The sequence below is a fragment of the Desulfarculaceae bacterium genome (genome assembly GCA_020444545.1).
Classification (GTDB): domain Bacteria; phylum Desulfobacterota; class Desulfarculia; order Desulfarculales; family Desulfarculaceae; genus Desulfoferula.
The window spans coordinates 794106-813139 of record JAHLKT010000002.1; the positions used below are offsets into that span (position 1 = coordinate 794106).

A 19034-nucleotide genomic window follows, 5' to 3' on the forward strand; every position below is an offset into this window, starting at 1 on the left:
GGCTTGGCACCCTGCCCCGCCCGCCTGTTGTGGGACGGGGGTGGCCTTTGGTCGCTGATGTGCCTGGAGGCGGCCTGGCAAAGCGGACTGTGCCTATGGCCCATCAGCGCGGCCTCGGTGGCCGATGGAGGCCTGGAGGGCGCCGGCCTGCTGGTGGTCCCGGGCGGCTTTTCCCAATACAAGAAGATGGCCCTGGGCGAAGCCGGGGCTCGGGAGGTGCGCCGCTTTGTGGAGCGCGGCGGCGCTTACCTGGGCTTTTGCGGCGGCGCGGGCCTGGCTCTTAGCGTGGCCGACGGCCTGGGGCTGGTGCCCCTGGACCGGGCCACCGGCTATCAGCGCCTGCCCGGGCTCAGCGGCCCGGTGATGGTTCGGCCCGAGGGCGGGGCCCAGGGCCATGCTATGTGGCAAGGCACGACCAACCCGGCCCGCTGGCTGGTGTGGTGGCCCGGGCAGTTCGCCGAACCGACCGCGCCGGAGGTCAAGGTCCTGGCCCGCTACCACGGCCCCACCGAGACGCTGTGCGTGGCCGACGTGCCCTTGGACCAGACCGCCGCCGAGGATCTGCCCGCCCTGGAAGAAAAGTACGGCCTTTCTCTGGACCCGGCCCCGCTGTGGGGGCAGCCCGCGGTGATTGAGGCCCGGCTGGGTGAGGGGCGGTTGTTCTTGTCCTATCTGCACCTGGACACCCCGGGCGATGAAGCGGGCGGCGCGGCTCTGGAGCGCCTGTGGGAGGCCTGGTTGGGCCCGAAGGCACGCGCCCAGGCACCGGCCCCGCCCGAGGCCCCATCGCCCCGCCTGGCCCAAATGGCGGCCTCCTGCGCCGAACTCTGGGAGCAGGGCCGCGGCCTGGGCCTGTGGCGGCACCGCCACCCGGCCATGCCCCTGTGGTCTCGCGGCGCACGGGGCCTGGAGTTCTGGGAGCTCAAGCGCCTGAGCCAGGCCACGGCCGCCTGGTGCGCGGATGAGGCCTTGGCCGATGAGCTGGCCTCGGCCCTGGAGTCGGTGCTGAGGCACGGCGAGAGGGTCTTGCAAGCTCAGGCCACCCGCCTGGCGGGCCGGGAGACTGAGCAAGCGGCGGTCGAGATCGAGGCGGCTTGGTTTCCGCAGCCTAGGAGAGTGGGGGGTGATTGGGCAGAGGCAATGGAAAAATTGGCTGAAGTGTTGCCCAGGGCTTTGGCCAGCCGGATTCCCTAGAGCGAAACAGGCTCCAAATCGTCGAGTAAGGCCAGTCGCACCTGGCCCGAACTTTTATCCCATCCCCTGATTTTCCCTACCTCGGCGGGCAAGGAAGCGAACGCCTCGCTTTGCTGGACCAGGTTTATATCTTCGCTTGGGTACCGACTTATGGCCCCCCAAATGGTGTGATTGCCGTTTTTGCCTTTTACATGCAACTGGCAGCTATCGTCTCTACCGCACATGGCGCTGTAGATTTTTCTAATGCCCACGATCAGGGTGGTCTCCACTCCCCGACGCATATGTGCGTCATATTTTTTATCAAGGGGAGCAAAGGCAAAGGACAGGTTGTCCAGATAGGCGCGGTTGCAGTTGCGAATTCTCTCGGGAGAAAATTGTTTTGAAAAGAGGAAATCCGCGTCGCGGGGACCAGCGGCGAAAAAGGTCTTGCCCCCCCTCTTGATTTCTTCTGGATCCTTGCCGGCCATGTGCTGGGCTATATGCTTTACCAAATCCTGTTCAGGCCTTATGTCGTGGACCGTATACATGCCGGCCATGAAGTTGGCCATGTGCTGGTACAGACGGCTAAGATAGTTGGCGGCCTCGCCCACATAGGCCACCCGGAGCGGTTTCCCGCGATAGAGCCAAAGGTAAACGCCCCCGTTTTCATTAAAAAATTTTAAGTGTTCGTCCAACTCGCTGGTTTTACAAACCAGCTTCCAGTTCAGCTCTACCTGCACGCAGTCCCCCCGATCTTCCTGCCCGCCCCTTCTCGGCGAACCCTAAAAAGCGTTTTAGCGCGATCCCTGTCCCTGAAATAGCGCCACCCAATTGACAACTACCCGTCCCGATGGTACATATCCCTTCGCGTCGGGACGTGGCGCAGTATGGGAGCGCACTTGAATGGGGTTCAAGGGGTCGCTGGTTCAAATCCAGTCGTCCCGACCACTTAGCAAACCCCACCGGCGGTTGGCAAAAGCCAGCCGCCGGTTTTTTTTGCGCCTAGCTCCCGATACCCAGCAGCGTGGCCCCGCCGTGGGCGAAAAGTCCGGCCACGCAGCCGGTGAGCATGGTGGCCAGAGTGGCGGCCCACAGGGCCTTGACGCCCAGACGCGACCACTCGCCCAGGCGACCCGGCGACAGCGCTCCGAAGCCGCCCACGAAGATGGCGATGGAGGCCACGTGGGCAAAGCCGCACAGGGCGTAGGAGGCGATCACCGCGCTGCGGCTGTAAGTCAGGCCCCCGACCGCCAGGATATCCTTTAGCTGCATGTAGGCCGGTATCTCGGTGACCAACGCCCGCTGGCCCAGGAGCGAGCCAACCGCCGCCGCGTCGCTGGGCGGCACGCCCATGGCCAAGGCAAAGGGATAGCCCAGCCAGCCCAGCACGGTTTGCAGGGAAAAGCCCTGCCACCCCGCCAGCCCGGCCAATCCGCCCAGGATGCCGTTGGCCAGGGCCACCAGGCCCAGGAAGCTGAGCAGCAGGGCCGACACTCCCACCACCAGCTTGACCCCGTCCATGGAGCCGTTGGTCGCGGCCTCCATGAAGCCGCCGTACTTGCCCAGGGCCGGGTCCACCAGCTGCCCGGCGGTGAGCGGCTCGCCGGTCTCGGGTTCCATTAGCTTGGCCACCACGATGGCCGCCGGGGCCGAAATTAGCGAGGCGCTGACCAGGTGCCCCGCGATGTTGGGGAAGCTGCCGGTCAGGGTGGCCACGTACACCCCCAGGGTGGAGGAGGCCACCGTGGACATGGCCGCGGTGAGCAGGCAGAACATCTCGCTGCGGGTGAAGCCGCTTAGGAAAGGCCGCACCATGCCGGCGGACTCCACCCCCACGAAGATCAGGCTGGCCACGCCCAGGGACTCGGCCCCGCTGGCGCCCAGGCTCTTGACGAACACCCGCGAGAACAAACGCACCACCCGTTGCAGGATGCCGGCTTGATACAAAAGCGCGGTGAGGGCCATGAAAAAGATGATGGTGGGCAGGGCGTGGATGGCCAGTATGAAGCCCAGGGAGCCTTTTTCGCCGACCGGGATGGCCAGGGGCCCGAACAGGAACTCAATGCCCGCGTGAGAGTAGCTCAGCAGGGCCACCATGGCGTGGTTGACCAGCAGCAGGCCGCCGCGCCCAGCCGGCAGGGCAAAGACCAGCGCGCCGATGGCCAGTTGCAGGGCAATGCCCCAGATGAGGGTGCGCCAGGCCATGCGGCCTCGGCGCAGGCCGCCCACCCGGGCCAGGGCCAACAGGACGATCATCCCCCCCAGGCTGATCAGATTGTAGAACCAGGGCGCGCTTTGCATGGGGCCTCCTTGTCGCGGGGCTGATCATACCACGCCTGGCCCCAGCGGTTAAGCGACTGGCAATGTTGCCGGAAGCGTTGCGGGGTGCTATCTTCTGGCCCCATGATCACCCTGCACAACGTCAGCAAATTCTACGGCAAGCAGGACGTCCTCAAGGCGGTGAACCTGCACGTGGGGCCGGGCGAACGCCTGGGCCTGGTGGGCCCCAATGGCGCGGGCAAGTCCACCCTCTTGGGGCTCATGCTGGGCACCGTGGAGCCGGACAGCGGCGGGGTGTACAAGGCCAAGAACCTGCGCCTGGGATACCTGCCCCAGGAGCTCTTGACCCTCTCGGGCCGCACCGTCCTGGAGCTGGCCATGGAGACCGGCGACAGCCTGCCCCAAGTGGAGGAGGAGCTGAACGAGGTGCACCGCCTGCTGGGCCTGGTCAAGGACGAGGCCGAGCTGGAGGAGCTTCTGGCCCGTCAGGGCCAGCTCCAGAGCCTGTTCGAACAGCTGGGCGGCTACGACCTGGAGGCGCGGGCCTCCCGGGTCTTGGCCGGGCTGGGCTTTGATCAGGAGCGCCTGCACCGCGACGTGGGCGAGCTCAGCGGCGGCTGGCTCATGCGGGCCGCCCTGGCCCGGCTGCTGCTCTCGGCCCCGGACCTGATCCTCTTGGACGAACCCACCAACCACCTGGACCTGGAGTCCTTGCTGTGGCTGGAGGGCTATCTGGTGAGCAACCCGGCCTCGTTGCTCCTGGTCAGCCACGACCGGGTGTTCTTGGACAAGGTGGCCAACCGCATCGTGGAGCTGGACCAGGCCCAGCTATATGTCTACGGCGGCAATTACAGCCATTTCCAGGAGCAGCGCCAACGGCGGCGCGACGCCCAGCGCGCGGCCTACGAGAGCCAGCAGGAGCGCGTCAAGCAGATCCAGGACTTCGTGGACCGCAACCGCACCCGTAAGGACCGGGCCAAGCAGGTGCAGGGCCGCCTGAAGATGCTGGAAAAGATGGAGATGGTCTCGCCTCCGGCCGAAGACCAGGCCATCAAGCTGGAGCTGCCCCCGGCCGAGCCCTCGGCCAAGGTGGTGATCGAGCTACTCAACGTCACGCTGGCCTACGGCGAGAAGACTATTTACCAAGACCTGAGCCTCACCCTGCGCAAGGAGGACCGCCTGGCCTTGTTGGGCCGCAACGGCGCGGGCAAGTCCTCGCTGCTGCGCCTCATGGCCGGGCAGCTCAAGCCTTCGGCGGGCCGACGCCTGGTGGGCGGCCGGGTGAAGATGGGCGTGTTCTCCCAGCACACCATGGAGGACCTGCAACCCGAGAACACCGCCCTGGACGAGCTGGGCAGTGTGGCCGGGCTCATGGCCCAGAGCGCCCAGCGCACCCTGCTGGGGGCCTTCTTGTTCAAGGGCGACGACGTTTTCAAAAAGGTCAAAGTGCTCTCCGGCGGGGAGCGGGCCCGCCTGGTGCTGGCCAAGCTCCTCATCCAAAAGCCCAACTTCCTGCTCATGGACGAGCCCACCAACCACCTGGACATCGCCTCGCGCCAGGTGTTGGAAGTGGCGCTGTCCCAGTACAACGGCACCCTGGTGCTGATCAGCCACGACCGCCATCTGATCAACACCATCGCCACCCAGGTGGCCTACGTGGCCGGCGGCGAGGTGACGATGCTGCCGGGCAACTACGACGACTTCGAGCGGCTGTGGAAAAAGAAGCTCTTGCCAGGCGACGAGCCCGTCCCGCCCTCCCCCGGCCCCAGCCAGGCCAAGGCCGAAGCGCCTCCCAAGGCCCGGGCCAAGGAAAAGCCGGCGGAAAAGCAGGCCACCGCGGATGCCGACAGCGGCAAAAAGAGCCCGGAGCAGAAGCGGGCCGAGGCTCAGGCGCGCAACGAGCGCTACCGCCGCCTCAAGCCGCTCAAGGACAAGGTGGCCAAGCTGGAGGCCCAGGTGGAGGAAGCGTCTGCCGAGCTGGACCGCCTGGTGGCCGAGATGGTGGACCCGGAGGCCTTTGCCGACGGTCCGCGCTGGGCAAAGCTGACCAAGGATCATGCCGCTGCCCAGGCTCGGGTGGATAAGCTCACCAAGAAGTGGGAAAAGATGGCTTTGGAGCTGGAGGAATTGGAGAGCGAGGAATAGACGCCTCCCCAGATGGCTTGCCTGGCATCGCTTTAGTCTTATAAAGTGACCGCAGGCTGCGCAACCTTGATCAAAAATCCGCCCTGCCCCTCCCTCTCCGGACATGGAGCTTAAGCATGAGCCTGGAAGTGCTGATCGCATTCGTGGTCACGTCGGCGATCATCGTGGTGGTGCCGGGGCCCAACATAATGCTGCTGGTGAACGACAGCATCAATGTGGGTTTCAAAAAGACTCTTCTCACCATCCTGGGCATCAAGGTAGGCAACCTCCTTTTGATAGGCCTCTCCATGGTGGGGCTGGGCGCTCTTTTGACCTGCTTCTCCGGGATGTTCACCATCATTAAATGGGCAGGGGTGTGTTATCTGCTGTATTTGGGTATCTGCCAGATCCGCTACTCCTTCAAACCGGTTCCCGCCGCGGACCTGCCCCAGGCCGGAAACGGCAGACTATTCCTCAAAGGCTTTCTGGTTTCAGCCACCAATCCCAAGGGATTCCTGTTCGCGGGCGCCTTGTTTCCCCAATTCCTGATCCCCCAAGCGCCGCTGGCGCCGCAGATGATCATTCTTTGCCTGCTGCTCACCCTGGTTGCGGGCTTGATCATGACCGCTTACGCCTACGCGGGAAACCTCGTGGCCAAGCTATTCAACTCTGATCGGTTCAAGAGAATGAGCCAGCGGGTATCTGGCGCGATCCTGGTCTTGTTCGGCATCGGCCTTTGTTTTGCCGAGGAAAAATAATCCAGAAATGAGGCGGCGACTCGTAACGAGGGTTACGGTCGCTCCATTAGGCGGGAATGACTTGAGGGGGGATTCTCCGGCAAGGGGGTAAGCACGGCCAAACCCATTTGGGCCGCCTTCCGGCGGGATGAATCAATCCATACCCAGCAGGCGCTCCAGCTCGGCCACCTCGGCCTCCAGCTCGCGGCGCTGCTCATCGCTCAGCTCTTCGGTGCTCAGCTGGCGCTTGAGGGACAACAGGCGTTTTTCGGCCCGGTAATCGGCACAGGGTACACAGGGTTGGGTGGCCATGATGCTTCCTCCGCTTGAGCTGGAAATCTAGCACACCCCTGGCCGCCCGCCAAGCCGCACCCGCAGAAACCCGGGGCGCGGGCCTCGCCGGGCTTTGTAGGTTTAGCAAAGGATATGCCGGGAAAACTGTTGACGAAACCCCGCCGGACTGATAAATACACCTTCACATCGTCCAAGGGCTGCTAGCTCAACTGGCAGAGCAACGGACTCTTAATCCGTAGGTTCAGTGTTCGATTCACTGGCAGCCCACCAAAAATAAGCCCGTTTTTCAAACGGTTATTGCACTCCCGGTCGAACTCCTCAGTTCTTCCGGGAGAGCCTTTTTTAGGCCTTTTTAGGGCATGTTTTGGCACAATTTGGGATCACCCCTTTGGCACAGTTTCAGTGCCGTCCGGGGCTCCCAAATTTTTCTGTGGGCCGTCTGCAGATTTTGAGGAATGGGTTAGAAAGGGCTCTGAACCCTCTTATGAATGCCCGGCCGGCCGGCTATCTCAGATCCCGTCGCCTTCCGCTCCAGACTCGCCATTGGGGATGTAACGACTCACCTTGATCTCGCCTTCCCTCTTGCGGGCCTCGGCGATCTCAAAAGCCATCTGCATCCGGATCAAGGTGTCCATCTTCACCCCAAAGGCCTTTTCCAGGCGCAGTCCCATCTCCGGAGTAAGAGAGGACCGGCTGTTCAAAAGGGTGGATAGAGTCGGCCGGCTGACGCCAAGCACCTTGGCGGCGTCGGTTATGGAGAGCCCCAGGGGCTCGATTATTTCCATCCTAATGAACTGCCCTGGATGGCTGGGCTTGGCCATGCGCACCACGATGGCACCTCCTAATGGTAATCCTCATAATTGGTGTAGCCCGTCAAGTAACACCCTACAGCAGAGATCATATATTTCCTTGAAATAAACAACCCATCGGCTTATTTTTAGATAAAGCGTTATCCGAAAATAACGCGGGATCTTATTTTCACTTCGGCGGGTGCCATGAAACGGGAACTGCAGGGCCATTACGTGAAAGTCTCCACCGTGGGCGAAACGGTGCGCGCCTTTGTCCCGAATCCTCTACCCCCTACTCCGCCTATCGATTGGACTCCGGAGCTGCAGGAGAAGTTTGACCAGGCACTCTTGGCTCTCGGCCGACTCGATGCCGTGGCGGATCTCCTGCCCGAGGCTCCCTTGCTCCTCTACATGTACATCCGCAAGGAAGCGGTCCTTTCATCGATGATCGAGGGCACTCAGTCCTCTCTGTCCGATCTACTGCTTTTTGAACTGGACCAGGAGCCTGGGGTGCCCCTGGACGATGTACGCGAGGTGAGTAATTACGTTGCCGCCCTCTATTATGGCCTTGTTCGCTTGGACCAAGGCATGCCCATCTCTTTGCGGCTATTCAGGGAGATCCATGAGAACTTGCTTGCCAAGGGAAGGGGCAGCGATCAGACTCCTGGAGAGTTCAGGCGTAGCCAGAACTGGATCGGTGGATCTCGGCCGGGGAACGCTGCTTTTGTGCCTCCCCCTGCAGACCAGGTTTTGGAATGCATGGGAAAACTAGAGTTATTTCTGCATGATCAACCTAAGCATGTTCCGGTGCTGCTCAAAGCGGCCCTTGCCCACGTCCAATTTGAGACTATCCATCCCTTCCTGGATGGCAACGGCCGGCTAGGCCGCCTTCTCATCACCTTATTGTTATGCGAGCATAAGATTCTCCGGGAACCAATGCTCTATCTGAGCCTGTATTTCAAAACTCATCGCGAATACTATTATGAGTTGTTAAACAAAGTCCGGACGGAAGGAGATTGGGAGGCCTGGCTTGTCTTTTTCGCGGAAGCAGTCATCGATACGGCCTCCCAAGCAGCAGAAACAGCCAGGCGTCTACATGCGTTATCTCAATCTGACCTTGAAAAGATAAGTGATTTAGGTAAGGCAGCAGGATCAGCTTTGCAGGTGCACCGAGCGCTATTAGAGCGCCCTATCGCTACGGCCGGCTGGCTTTCCAACAAGGTTGGTATTGCCAACTCCACCGTTAACAGAGCGATTAATCAATTAGAGCGCCTGGGAATTGTAAAGGAAATAACCCAACAGAAGCGCAATAGGGTCTTTAGTTACTCGCGGTATATTCAGATCATGAACGAGGGCATTTCGCCGGCAGAATAACTCGCCCACCCAACCTTTTTCTCAGGGCACCAATTTAAAGGTCCAACAGAGATCTCCCAGCCGGTTGCATTCCTCATCGATGTCATCCGGGGAGCATTTGCAGCTCTTCCCCTTGCGGAAGGCCGGCCGGCGGGTGCGTTCGTCCTCACAGTGGCCCTCTGAGCAGTAATTCAGAGCTGAGACCTGGATAACGCCAGCGAGCCACTCCCCCACCAGAGGCAGGCACCTGGCCACCTGGCCCAGGATCCCCAGACCGTCATAGAGTCGGCCGAGCTTGGCCTCTGACTGCTCCACCAGGTGGCGCCGGTCCGCCTCGGTATATGCGGGGTTGGAGTAAACCCGGATAGTCTGGCCCACCCAGTCCTCCAGGGAGGCCTCCCGGTGCACCTTCTCCTGGCTCAGGGCCATGCCCTGGCCCTTGTAGCGCATGGCATGGCGCCAGATCACCGCGCGCCGCTTGACCACGCTCTGGAAGAAGACCAAGGCCCAGGTAACCCAGTGCCCGGGTTTGGTGGTCAAAATGGTGTCCCCGGCCGAAAGGCCGGGGAAACCACGTCTCTTCCATGCCTGAAAAGAGACCAGATCCATGGTCTACTGCCCGGTGGCCGCCTGCATACTGCTGATCAGCGGCCAGATCCAGGTGGGGATGCTCATGCCCAGCCCGCTGGCGAGCGACAGGGCCAGGCTCAGGGCGGCCTTGGGATGCTCCTTCATCCACGCCAACAATTTCTCGTACATGCCTTCTTGCCTCCTTATGATTGCCACCCCTCAAACATGGCCATGGCCCAAGCCAGGCTGGCGATCTCCGAGGTGTCCAACCCCATCAGATTCCGCCAGGCCGGAAGGTCCGTGGCCCGACACACGAAGTCAATGTAGGCCTCGGTGTTGTTGCCGGCCTCTGCCGGCGCCCAACGCTCGATGGCCTTTTGAATGCTGAGCTCCTGGTAGCTGCCCGAGCGCAGGAGATCCACCATGGCCTTGAATCCCTGGGCCGAACTCCGGAAGTTGGCGAACCCGTCACCGTCGAGATCCTGGCCGCCTCGCCGGCGAGCAAAGGCGCTGGCGATGATGTTTCCGGGGTTGTTATTGCGAACGCTCACCGAAGGCATTGTCTTCCTCCCGTTGTTGTCAAGATCACGCCCCTGAGGCAGCCATAGGCCCGCCAGGAGCTTCAGGGCCGTCCGCCCTACTCTGCCCTTGCCTTCCCGCCGAGTCGGCGGAGCATGGATGGCAGATCGCCGCAATCAGCCCCGGTCTCACCGCAGATGCTGATGATGGCCAGGCCCATGGCAATCAGGGTTTCAGCCACCACACCATCCCTGGACCGGAGATCCTTGAAGGCGTCATCGCCGGCAGCCAGGTCATTGATCACCTGCTGGTGGCAGTTGGCGCACTCGTGGCGGGTGACAAACACCTTCCGCCCTCGATGCTCCAGGTAGATCAGGAAAAGCCCCACAAAGGGCGGGAGGCACAAGGTGGCCACCCCCACCGCCAGCTGCCATGCTTCCAAGGTGATATGCACCGGGCTCACGCTACTCCGCCTTCAGTTCATTCCAGTGATCGATGATCCAGTTGTTCACGCCCACCAGCCGGATGATCATGCGCGCCTGCTCCAGGCTGGGCCGGCCGGTGGCGCTCTTGGCCCCCAGGCTGGCCGCCTGACGGGTGAGCTTGCCCAGGGCCTCCTGCTGCACCAGGTCAAAGGGATCGAAGTTCCCGGCCAGAGCCTCCTGCAGGCCCTTGAAGCCCTTGTATTGCAGCCCCTGCTCCAGCTGGCGGAGCTGATCCTGGCCGGCCTGCAGCATTTCTTTTTCCCGGTCCATCAGCTTCTGGTAGCTGATCTCCGGGAACTGTCCGGCAAAGTGATTAGCCAGGGTGTCCGCCTTGGTCCACTGCTTGCCCTTGCGCAAGTTGAAGGTGGCCACCGCCCGGTTCTCGCGGGGGATCTCCACGTCGCGCAGGTTCACGCCGGTGAGGAACTTCAACGACTCCTGCAGGGGATCCATGGTCCGGGGCCGGCCGGTCACCCGGTCCACGGTCTGGTGCAGCTTGCTCCGCTGGCCGGGGATTATGGATTGGATCTGCTGAGTGAATCCCCAGGGAGTCCTCTTAGGAATCAGGCCGGTGGCGGGGTCCCGGTCGGCCATCTTGGCGCCATAGTCCAGCCAACGATGCAGGGGGATAAAGCCAGTTGCCAGCTCACCAGCCTGGCCGGGTACATCCCGGGCGCCATAGCGCGGCTGCAGCTCCAGGAACTGCCCCAGGAGAGACACCAGAGGCCCCACCGACTTCATCTCATCGGCCACCGCATTGAGTTCCGAGGCGTCGCCATAGCGGGTCAGGCGATAGAGTCCCCGGGCCAGGGGCAGCATGGCCAGGGGCCCGTATTTGACCGAACGGATATAGCGCTCCCGGCGCTCGCCCTCCGGCCCAGGCGGGGCCTCCCCGATGAACTCCCGGCCGCCGGTTCGGGTGCCGGGCCATTCCTCGCCCGGATGCTCTTCCCGGAAACGCTGCTGCAGCTCCTGCAGCTCGCTCTCTTGCCCAGTGGACTTTAGATAGGCATGCAGGGCCAGGTACGGCGCCCCGGCCGAGCCGGCCAGGCCCGTTGCCCGGGCCGCCCTTTCCTTCATGGGCATGGCGCTAAATGGGTTGAAGGCGTTGAGCTGGCTACCCACCATGCGGCCGTACTTGTAGGCGTAGGTTGGGAAGGGCCAGATCAGGCGAAGGAAAGGATTCTTGCGCATCCCTTCCAGCCACCAGGGGGTGTTTTGGTAGAGGTAGGCGAAGCGGTCCACCGGCCCCTGCATGATCTCGGTGAACTGACCAGGCTGGTGATCCAGCATGCCGGCGATGTACTTCTTGACCAGCTCTCCCCGCTTGCCCTTGTCCGCCTTGCCTTCCTTGATCAGCCCGTCAACGAAGTCCTCGGCCATGGTCCGGGCCTCGGAGAGGAACACCGAGCGCTTGTAGAAGTCCTCCACCGCAGAGAAGGGGTAGAGGTTGGCATTGAGCGCGCCAGACAGGGCCGCGTCGCCGGCCGCGCCCATCTTGCGCAACTTGCTTACCGGCTCCCCCTCTTTGAGAGCCCGGCGGGTCTGCCTCATGAATTGACCGCTGTCCTCCCCCAGAGACCGGAAGAGGTTGGAGCCCTCGCCGAACACCTCGGTGGGCAGCATATGCCGGTAGGAGGGCATCAGGGCCAGAGCCGGGGCCAGGGTGGTGTTTTTCAGCTGGCGCAGGCTGCCCCGGCCGAGATCCTCCCACCATTTGGACGAGTACTGGGCCGCACCGCCCAGGGCGTTGGTGGCCACCGTGCCCGGTGCACTCAGGACGTTCATCACCCAGTAGGTGGCCAGATCCCGCATGGCCCGGCCGGCGCCGGCCAGAACGGTCTCTTCCTGGCCCGAGCGGTGGCGGCCCATGAGGACCTTGAAGGAGTCGTCCAGGGCCTTGGGCATGAGGTAGCGCCCCGGCTCGATCTCCAGGACCTCCGCCTCCTCGGGCCGGACATAAACCTCGCTCAGGACCTCGGAGCGCTTCACCATGCGCTTGGCCGCCGGGTCGTAGACCATGCGGGTCCGCCGCAGGTGCTCAGGCTCCAGGCGCCCCTTGGGGGCCTTCTGCAGGATGGTGGGGGCAATATCCCGGAGCAGCTGCCGCTGGGCTATCGCCTCCTGGGCAAAGCTGCGCTGCTTGATGATGGTCTCATCCAGGCGTTCCCCCATCTCCCGGAAAGATCCCCGCCGCTGGGCCATGGGCTCATAGACCGCGTTGAGCTGCAGGTCGGGAGTGGTGGTGCTCACCCCGCTCTGCGTCGACTGCCTGCCCGCCTGGGAGGCGTAGCCGGTCAGGTACTGATCCGGGGTGAGGATCCCTTCCTTGACCAGGCGCTGATGCAGGGGATCCGAAGCCAGGGGCACCAGGCCCTCGGAGGTGCCCTGGGCCGGCGCGGTCTGGCCAAGATCAAACAGGCTTTCCTTGCCCAGGGGCGCGCTGACCTGGCCTTGATCCGGGCGCTGCCCACCGCTGACAGGGACCAGGCCCCTATTCTTGGGGAAGTAGCGTTTGAACAGGTTGTCGGCCGCCAGCTGGGCCTGAGCCTCATTGATGCCGCCGGCATTCAAGGCCCCTACCCAACGATTGCGCCCCTGCCCCTTCAGCTCCGAAGCCAGATATTCCGGATCCAGGTTGGTGCTCTGCTGGATGTAGTTCACCGCCGCGCCGCCAGGCTCATATCCCTGGGGCGCGAACTGCACTGGCATCTTGTAGCCTCCGGCCGGCATCCGGTAAGCCAGCACCAGGCGCTGCACCTCCGGCCGCTGGGCCTCGAAAAGCTCCCTGGCCTTGTCGGGCTCCAGGCCATGGGCCCAGGCGTCCTGCAGGGCGCCGTCGGCGTTCTTCACCTTGACCTTGACCCCGAACTGCAGCACGCCGTTGGGATCCACGCCGGACATGCTCTCGGCCAGGGATCGGGCGGTGATCATCTCCTGGGGAGTGATCCCCATGGTTCGGGCCAGGCTGGGATGGATCTTGCCGGCCGCGTCGCGGGCCTTTTGGGCCAGGATCAGGCCGGTCTCCGGCGACATCCAGCGCCTGCCGGCCAGCCACTCCACTAGGCCGGGCCGCAGGGTGTAGCGCCCCATCTCCGCCTGGATCCGCGTCAGGTCCCGGTTGAGCTTGGCCTCCTTGTGCAGCATGGACCCGTAAACGTCAGGGCCCACCGCCTCCGCCCGGGTGCCCAGGGTGCGCGACAGGAAGCCGTGAGTCTCATTGCCCTCCATGGGCCAGGACCAGCTCTTCTGGGCCACTTTCTGAGCGGCCGACTCCAGCCCCTTGCCCAGAGCCTTGCGGGTCATGGTCAGGCCGGTCCGGGCGGCCATGGGTGCCCCCAGACCCGCCACCAGGCCGCTCAACTTGGATCCCGTGGCCTGATCAGTGGCTTCCATGGCCGCGCCAGCCAGCCCGCCCCAGGTTGCTTCCTTGGCCGCCTCCTGGCCGGCCACCCGGGCGATGGCACCGGGCCCCATGGAAGCCAACATCTTGCGGGCCGCCTGGCCCGCCTTGGGGGCCATGAGCTTCCACAGAGCCTGGCCGGCCAGCTTGCGAGTGCCCCAGAGACCGCCGGTCATTAGATCCAAAGGCAGGTCGAAGCCGGGGTCATACATGGACCCTTCCACCGGCTTCTCGCCTATGGGCACCGCCTGGCCGTCCTGGACGCGGTAGTAGGTCCCTCCGGAGGGGTACTCGTAAACGCCCGGCGGGAGCTGGGGCTCTTCGGCCTCGGCCAGCCCTTGCTCCACCGGGAAGCCGGTGCCCCGGGGATCCCCCAGCCACTGGGCCGGCAGGTCCGGCTCATCTACCGGCACCAGGCGAGGCTCGGGATCATCCACGGGCACCAGGCGGGGGCCGGGACCATCCACCGGCACCAGGCGCGGTTCAGCGCTCTCTACGGGAACCAGGCCCATATTAGTCCGCTACCACCTTGTACTTGCGGCCGTCGCGGACCACGTACCAGTTGCCGTCAGGCCCTTGCTTGGCATCTGGATATTTGGAGTAAGGCGACTTGCCGCCCTGGGGCGGCTGCTTCATCTGCAGCATGGGAGATTTGGAGCTGGGCGGCCGGGAGGTCTGAGGCGCCATGGCCGGGGGCTGCTGGCTTTCCAGGCGCCAGTCAGCCGGCAGCTTGCTGTTGAGGATTGCGATCTCCCGATCCATGGCCTGCAGGGCCTGTTCCTTGGCCTGGGGATCCTCGGGATTGAACTTGAACCCCATCCCGGCCAAAACGGCGGCCATCTCGGGGTTATCCGTGCCGTACTGGCCTACCTTGAGCCTTAGCTGGTGTAGCTGAGTCAGGCGCTTCACGTTGGCCAGGTGGTCCTTGTCTTGTTGCCGGGGGTCCGGGTTATCCAGCTTCCACTGCTCCTTTTTCATGAACCAGGGGAAGGCGCTTTTTTCCTTCGCTCCTTCCACGGCTCCCGCCTTGGCCGCCGTCGCCGGCGTGGTGGCCCGGATCTTCTCCGCTTCCCGCTGGGCCGCTCCGGGCAGGTAGCCGGTGAACACTCGCTCCTTGCCATCGCGCTTCACCGTGGTCACTGGTGGGGTGAGCGGGGCACTATAAGGCACCAACCCAGCCCCTGGGGCGGAAGCCAACCCGGCCTGATCCCTGGAGGCATAGCCAAAGCGCCCTAAAAACTGCCTCTGCTGATCATTGAGGCCGGCCCCCAACTCCTTACCGGAGTCGAACAGGTTCTTGGCCACTCCGGCCTGGCGGTCCCAGTTATCGGCCCTGGACTTGGCCATGGCCGCCGCCTCCTTGTTCCACATGCCGATCCAGGCGTGGAGCTGTTTCATGCCCTGGGCATCGCCCAGCATCTCCGGAGAGATCTCCTGAAGGGCACCGACCAGCTCGGCCTCGGATATGGGCCGGTTCTGGGGGCGGCCTTCCATCAACTCCTGGCCGAGCCTTGCCGCTACCTTCTGCCGGTAGGGTGCCCTTTCCCTTTGCAGCTGCAGCTCCGCCGCCACCGGCCCCCAGACCGTGGAGCGGTAGCCATGCCAGAAGGGACTGGCTTCGGGAGCCTTGATAAGCCCGCCACTCGGCCGGGAAGGCGGAGCCAGGGATGGCCGCTGGGCTGGCTGGGGCCCCGGCGTGGAAGGGAAGCGGGTGTAGTTGTCTAGCAGGCCTGCCATTACTGCCCCCAGTAGTTGAAGCGGGTGTACTGCCCCAGGTTGTTGGCTTGGCTTTGCGGCTGTCCGGTAAAGATCCCACCCAATCCGCCGGCCACGCCGCGCCCCACCGTGCCGCCCAGGCCGGTAGCAAAGGCGTCCAGGGTATTGCCGAGCAGGCCGCCGTTAGACGGCTGGATATAGCCCATGCCCTTGCGCCCCTGCTCCAGGAGGTAACCGCCCTGCAGCCAGGGATCCACCATGTCCATCAGGGCCGCCGCCCGGCGGATCCTGGAATTCTGGTAGGCGGGTATGGTCACCCCGTCCAAGCCGATGTTAATGGCCGGAGCGGTCAGCTCACCCAAGGCCCTTTCTACTAACTGGTAGGGATCGCCTGGACCGTCTGGCCCGAAGATCTCTTCCCAGCGCTGCCAATAGCGCTTTCCTTCCCCAGTCCGGTCAGACCGTGTGTCCACCGTCCCCTGGTCACCGTCGCTACCGAAAATAAAGCCCAGCGGATCATCCAAGAGGCCCATTGTGTGCTCCTAACCCAAAAGCATGGCCAAGCTGTTGATGTAGCGTGCCAGCTTGTCCTCACTGCTGCTGTCCTGTTCGCGCCCCATGTTCACCAGCTCGCCGGCGACCTCCGCCCCCATGCCCCGCAGCTTAGCCGCATCCACCAGGCCGGAGGACTTAACCTCCAATCCCTTGGCGGCCAGCTCCTGCTGGTTTTGCCGGAAGTCGTCCGCCAGCAATCCGCCCAGGTTGGTGAACGCGTCCCGGGCCATGGTGCTGTCCAGCACTCCCCGGGAGGCCAGGCCTTCCATGGGCTTGCGGATGTAGTCCTGGAAGGGCTGCATCTGGCCCAGGTAGGCCTTGCCGCTGGCGTCCACCCACTGGTCAACCAGGCCGGGCAGGTTATCCAGCTGATCCAGCGAGGCCTGGAAGGAATCCATCAGGCCAGGCAGACGCGGAGCGATCTCTTTCAGCGGCTCCAAGCCCCAGTCCGGAAGCCCGGCATGAGATTTGGACCAGGGATAGGCATCCTCGGGGATGTTGAGGGTGTCAGCACCGAAGGCACCGAAGCTCCCAAAGCTTTTCTGCTGGGGTTTATCGTCCTCAATCACCAGCTGATAGTCGTTGACCGGCAGGTTCGTAGCCGGCGCATAGGGGCCGTAGTTCACCCCCGCGATCGGCGAGTTGGAGCCGCCCCAAGGGGTCCAATAGGTGCCGGTCATGGGATCGTATTGTCCGGTCAGCCCCATGAGAAATCCTTTCTAGGCCCTACAGCCCTTCACAAAGATGATCAGCATCGATGCCCAGGAAATGGGCCATGGCCTCGTGGCCAAAGGCGTGCTGAGAGGCGTAGAGCTTGCCGTTGGGCAATGGTCCGCCCAGTACATAGGCGTGATCCACCACCCCGCCCGGCCCGTCGCCGGCCCAGCACATCCAGCCGGTGGGGCTCAGCCGCTTGATCGCCTCCGGCCCGCAGATATGCAGCGTGACCTGGCCCATCTTCACTTCCTGGTGGTAGTCCGGCTCGGTGATCAAAGGAGCTATCTCCGCATCCAGTCGCCCTTGGGCGTCGCAGGCCTCTCGCCAGGTGTCTTCGACCGTACCGAAGAACAGCTTTCTGAAGAAATTGGCCATGACCTACTCCCTTCCCGCCCACTGGTGGGGCTCCAAGATTTCCTTGCCCATCAGATCCAGGCCCAGGGCCTTGGCCTCGGCCACCTTGACCCGGCGCGTGCCCATGACCTTTCCGCCGCTGGGATCCTGGATCTCGGCCGGGATGGCCACCTCCATCACCTGGTCAGCCACCTCGGACGGTAGGTCCTCATATTTGGCCCCCAGATAATCAGGCCTCTGCTTGAGAGCGTCCAGGTGGGCGCCTTTGACGAGCCAGTGCCAGACCTTCTTGCCGTCGTGTTCACCGACGGGCTCCATGTGGGCCTCGTGCTTGGTCAGCACCAGCCCGTCTCCGAGCTGGACTCCCTCGACCATAGAGCCGTCTTCGTTGAGGGTGTTCACCGGCGCACCGGTGAACAGTGCGAGTTCATCGCTCATCGCGGGTCCTCCAGCCATTTTTCGTGGAATTCGGTGGAGCCGATCTCAAAAGGATAAGTAGGTGAGTAGCCAAGGTTAAGGTAACTACCCAGAGCGAAGGAACCGTCAAAGGGCGCGGGATCGCCCCAGATCCAGTCATTCCAGCTGGAGAGCTTGTGGCCTACCTGGGAAAGGCCCAGCCCCGCAGACCAGCGCTCGGCCAGGTCGTAAGATTTGCCAGCGACCCAATTGTTGACTACCAAGGCACCGTTAATGCCATCATAAGCACGTATTAAACCGCCACCTAACGGGTTGTAGTCTTGATAGTAGAGCAGCGATGCTGTTGCATCAGATGCCCCTATGATTGAGCATGCTGTCGTAATGTCTCCGTGATTAAATTCCGGCACCCACCCCCGCACAACCAGGGTGCCCTGGGCGGCGGCCGGCCCTTCTGCGGTGCTTAAAATGTTCTTGAGGGCCTGTGGCAGGGTCCATCCAACCGCGTCCGCCGCCCTAGATACGGGGCTCGCAACGGTGGGGATGTAGGCAGTAGGCACTTGGCCCGCTTCAAGCTGGGCGCCCCAGATATACACATGACCCGTTTGATTTGTGGCGTAAGAGGCATGGATATAGGGAGTAATTGTGCCCGTCCCGGCGCCCATCGTTACGGTGTAATGGAACCGTTGCCAATTCGTTGTGATGGAAATGGCTTGGGACCCCCCCGTGGAGGTGCCGTTAGAACTGACCTCCAGGCGTCCAGTTCGATCTGTATCTCCTCGAAGCCAGGCAGAAAGCGTGACCGTGATGCCATCCGCTGCTTGGCTGGTGGTTTGTTTCACACGCGGGTAGTCCTGGCCGGTGAACTCAATTTTGTCCGCAGTGGTGTTACCGTCAGGCCCTCCTATCGCGTTCGCACTTACTATGCAATTGACCTTGCTCCAAGCAGCGTTATCAAATGCCTCTGAATGAGTCAGCAGGTTGGTGGCCGCAGGCTGGATGTCAATTCGCGTCTTACCGTAGCGATCACTGAGCGCCACCTGGCCGATCCCCACGGTACGCACCCGCCCACCCCTGATCACGGTGCGTTCGGTGCCTCTTCCATTGGTCGCGTTCTGGCCAGAGACCAGATCCACCAGGTTTCCCCGGGCGGGATCAACGTCAAAGACCAGCCCGGCGCTGGACCGCAGAGGCCGGCGTAGCGGGCTTCGCAGGACCTCGCCTTTGAGCAGCGACTGCATCACAGCTGAGCCAACCTCCCGTTCACCGGACCAGATACGAACTTGCCGGCGGGCACACCGAAGCGGGCCAAGCCCCCCTCCGGCTCGCGGCCTTCCCAGCGCCCCGCGTCATAGCGGTAGTCCGCGGGCACCCAGGTATTGCCTCCGTCATGGCTGAACTGCAAAACCACCTCGGCGTCAAAGTCGCCCCACAGGGCGAAGCTGAAGTAGCCGGCCACCAGGTGGAGAGGATCAGACCAGGTGTCCTCGGCCTCTATCACCGCCTCCACCTTATTGATCACTTGGTTGTTGATCTTGGGCATGCCTGCTCC

At 63.1% G+C, this 19034-nt stretch carries 20 protein-coding genes and 2 tRNA genes; 6 read left to right on the top strand and 16 right to left on the bottom strand.

Going from position 1 to position 19034, the window contains the following annotated elements; genetic code table 11:
- Positions 1–3: 3 nt before the first annotated feature.
- Complete coding sequence (locus tag KQH53_08190; protein MCB2226645.1) at positions 4–1194, top strand: hypothetical protein; 1191 nt, start codon at positions 4–6, stop codon at positions 1192–1194.
- On the opposite strand, the gene KQH53_08195 is transcribed toward KQH53_08190, so the two are convergent.
- Positions 1191–1913 (bottom strand): hypothetical protein, encoded by a 723-nt coding sequence (locus KQH53_08195; GenBank protein MCB2226646.1) that lies wholly within the window; start codon positions 1911–1913, stop codon positions 1191–1193. The two genes, KQH53_08190 and KQH53_08195, sit on opposite strands and share 4 nt — an antisense overlap.
- A gap of 131 nt (positions 1914–2044) precedes the next feature.
- On the opposite strand from KQH53_08195, the gene KQH53_08200 reads away from it, so the two are divergent.
- Positions 2045–2121 (top strand) — tRNA-Pro (locus KQH53_08200).
- A gap of 54 nt (positions 2122–2175) precedes the next feature.
- On the opposite strand, the gene KQH53_08205 is transcribed toward KQH53_08200, so the two are convergent.
- Complete coding sequence (locus KQH53_08205; protein ID MCB2226647.1) at positions 2176–3474, bottom strand: hypothetical protein; 1299 nt, start codon at positions 3472–3474, stop codon at positions 2176–2178.
- A gap of 102 nt (positions 3475–3576) precedes the next feature.
- Between KQH53_08205 and KQH53_08210 the strand changes: the two genes are divergently transcribed.
- Both KQH53_08210 and KQH53_08215 read left to right on the top strand, forming a co-directional pair.
- Entirely contained in the window at positions 3577–5598 is a 2022-nt protein-coding gene (locus KQH53_08210) for an ATP-binding cassette domain-containing protein (protein ID MCB2226648.1), read from the top strand.
- A gap of 116 nt (positions 5599–5714) precedes the next feature.
- Positions 5715–6335 carry a LysE family translocator gene (locus KQH53_08215; GenBank protein ID MCB2226649.1) on the top strand — a complete coding sequence of 207 codons (621 nt, stop codon included), beginning with the start codon at positions 5715–5717 and terminating at the stop codon, positions 6333–6335.
- 132 nt (positions 6336–6467) lie between these two features.
- On the opposite strand, the gene KQH53_08220 is transcribed toward KQH53_08215, so the two are convergent.
- Entirely contained in the window at positions 6468–6626 is a 159-nt protein-coding gene (locus KQH53_08220) for a hypothetical protein (GenBank protein ID MCB2226650.1), read from the bottom strand.
- 176 nt (positions 6627–6802) lie between these two features.
- Here KQH53_08220 and KQH53_08225 point away from each other — a divergent pair.
- Positions 6803–6878: transfer RNA gene (locus tag KQH53_08225), tRNA-Lys, on the top strand.
- A gap of 239 nt (positions 6879–7117) precedes the next feature.
- Here KQH53_08225 and KQH53_08230 read toward each other — a convergent pair.
- Complete coding sequence (locus tag KQH53_08230; GenBank protein ID MCB2226651.1) at positions 7118–7438, bottom strand: HigA family addiction module antidote protein; 321 nt, start codon at positions 7436–7438, stop codon at positions 7118–7120.
- 165 nt (positions 7439–7603) lie between these two features.
- Here KQH53_08230 and KQH53_08235 point away from each other — a divergent pair, with 165 nt between their 5' ends.
- Positions 7604–8770 (top strand): Fic family protein, encoded by a 1167-nt coding sequence (locus KQH53_08235; GenBank protein ID MCB2226652.1) that lies wholly within the window; start codon positions 7604–7606, stop codon positions 8768–8770.
- Positions 8771–8791: 21 nt separating this feature from the next.
- Here KQH53_08235 and KQH53_08240 read toward each other — a convergent pair whose 3' ends face one another.
- The 12 genes from KQH53_08240 to KQH53_08295 all read right to left on the bottom strand — a co-directional run bounded on the left by KQH53_08240 (position 8792) and on the right by KQH53_08295 (position 19025).
- Positions 8792–9289 carry a hypothetical protein gene (locus KQH53_08240; GenBank protein MCB2226653.1) on the bottom strand — a complete coding sequence of 166 codons (498 nt, stop codon included), beginning with the start codon at positions 9287–9289 and terminating at the stop codon, positions 8792–8794.
- Between the two features lie 72 nt (positions 9290–9361).
- Positions 9362–9508 carry a hypothetical protein gene (locus KQH53_08245; protein MCB2226654.1) on the bottom strand — a complete coding sequence of 49 codons (147 nt, stop codon included), beginning with the start codon at positions 9506–9508 and terminating at the stop codon, positions 9362–9364.
- A gap of 14 nt (positions 9509–9522) precedes the next feature.
- A complete protein-coding gene (locus KQH53_08250) occupies positions 9523–9879 on the bottom strand; it encodes a hypothetical protein (GenBank protein MCB2226655.1) in 357 nt (118 codons plus the stop codon).
- A gap of 77 nt (positions 9880–9956) precedes the next feature.
- Positions 9957–10301 carry a hypothetical protein gene (locus KQH53_08255; protein ID MCB2226656.1) on the bottom strand — a complete coding sequence of 115 codons (345 nt, stop codon included), beginning with the start codon at positions 10299–10301 and terminating at the stop codon, positions 9957–9959.
- A 1-nt stretch (position 10302) separates the two neighbouring features.
- Complete coding sequence (locus KQH53_08260) at positions 10303–14238, bottom strand: hypothetical protein (protein MCB2226657.1); 3936 nt, start codon at positions 14236–14238, stop codon at positions 10303–10305.
- Between the two features lies 1 nt (position 14239).
- A complete protein-coding gene (locus tag KQH53_08265; protein MCB2226658.1) occupies positions 14240–15463 on the bottom strand; it encodes a hypothetical protein in 1224 nt (407 codons plus the stop codon).
- Positions 15463–15975, bottom strand: a complete 513-nt coding sequence (locus tag KQH53_08270; GenBank protein MCB2226659.1) for a hypothetical protein — start codon at positions 15973–15975, stop codon at positions 15463–15465. Before KQH53_08270 ends, KQH53_08265 begins: the two co-directional genes overlap by 1 nt.
- A gap of 9 nt (positions 15976–15984) precedes the next feature.
- Complete coding sequence (locus KQH53_08275; GenBank protein MCB2226660.1) at positions 15985–16704, bottom strand: hypothetical protein; 720 nt, start codon at positions 16702–16704, stop codon at positions 15985–15987.
- Between the two features lie 19 nt (positions 16705–16723).
- Positions 16724–17089, bottom strand: a complete 366-nt coding sequence (locus tag KQH53_08280) for a hypothetical protein (protein ID MCB2226661.1) — start codon at positions 17087–17089, stop codon at positions 16724–16726.
- Between the two features lie 3 nt (positions 17090–17092).
- Complete coding sequence (locus KQH53_08285) at positions 17093–17506, bottom strand: hypothetical protein (protein MCB2226662.1); 414 nt, start codon at positions 17504–17506, stop codon at positions 17093–17095.
- Entirely contained in the window at positions 17503–18723 is a 1221-nt protein-coding gene (locus KQH53_08290) for a hypothetical protein (protein MCB2226663.1), read from the bottom strand. The genes KQH53_08285 and KQH53_08290 overlap by 4 nt, the downstream gene beginning before the upstream one ends.
- Positions 18723–19025, bottom strand: a complete 303-nt coding sequence (locus tag KQH53_08295) for a hypothetical protein (GenBank protein MCB2226664.1) — start codon at positions 19023–19025, stop codon at positions 18723–18725. The genes KQH53_08290 and KQH53_08295 overlap by 1 nt, the downstream gene beginning before the upstream one ends.
- Positions 19026–19034: the final 9 nt, after the last annotated feature.

What these genes read in the sequence shown, in the direction of transcription:
- KQH53_08205 (MCB2226647.1), bottom strand. Translation starts at nt 3,474, where the DNA reads ATGCAAAGCGCGCCCTGGTTCTACAATCTGATCAGCCTGGGGGGGATG.
- KQH53_08210 (MCB2226648.1), top strand. Translation starts at nt 3,577, where the DNA reads ATGATCACCCTGCACAACGTCAGCAAATTCTACGGCAAGCAGGACGTC.
- KQH53_08215 (MCB2226649.1), top strand. Translation starts at nt 5,715, where the DNA reads ATGAGCCTGGAAGTGCTGATCGCATTCGTGGTCACGTCGGCGATCATC.
- KQH53_08220 (MCB2226650.1), bottom strand. Translation starts at nt 6,626, where the DNA reads ATGGCCACCCAACCCTGTGTACCCTGTGCCGATTACCGGGCCGAAAAA.
- KQH53_08235 (MCB2226652.1), top strand. Translation starts at nt 7,604, where the DNA reads ATGAAACGGGAACTGCAGGGCCATTACGTGAAAGTCTCCACCGTGGGC.
- KQH53_08245 (MCB2226654.1), bottom strand. Translation starts at nt 9,508, where the DNA reads ATGTACGAGAAATTGTTGGCGTGGATGAAGGAGCATCCCAAGGCCGCC.
- KQH53_08250 (MCB2226655.1), bottom strand. Translation starts at nt 9,879, where the DNA reads ATGCCTTCGGTGAGCGTTCGCAATAACAACCCCGGAAACATCATCGCC.
- KQH53_08260 (MCB2226657.1), bottom strand. Translation starts at nt 14,238, where the DNA reads ATGGGCCTGGTTCCCGTAGAGAGCGCTGAACCGCGCCTGGTGCCGGTG.
- KQH53_08265 (MCB2226658.1), bottom strand. Translation starts at nt 15,463, where the DNA reads ATGGCAGGCCTGCTAGACAACTACACCCGCTTCCCTTCCACGCCGGGG.
- KQH53_08270 (MCB2226659.1), bottom strand. Translation starts at nt 15,975, where the DNA reads ATGGGCCTCTTGGATGATCCGCTGGGCTTTATTTTCGGTAGCGACGGT.
- KQH53_08275 (MCB2226660.1), bottom strand. Translation starts at nt 16,704, where the DNA reads ATGGGGCTGACCGGACAATACGATCCCATGACCGGCACCTATTGGACC.
- KQH53_08280 (MCB2226661.1), bottom strand. Translation starts at nt 17,089, where the DNA reads ATGGCCAATTTCTTCAGAAAGCTGTTCTTCGGTACGGTCGAAGACACC.
- KQH53_08285 (MCB2226662.1), bottom strand. Translation starts at nt 17,506, where the DNA reads ATGAGCGATGAACTCGCACTGTTCACCGGTGCGCCGGTGAACACCCTC.
- KQH53_08290 (MCB2226663.1), bottom strand. Translation starts at nt 18,723, where the DNA reads ATGCAGTCGCTGCTCAAAGGCGAGGTCCTGCGAAGCCCGCTACGCCGG.
- KQH53_08295 (MCB2226664.1), bottom strand. Translation starts at nt 19,025, where the DNA reads ATGCCCAAGATCAACAACCAAGTGATCAATAAGGTGGAGGCGGTGATA.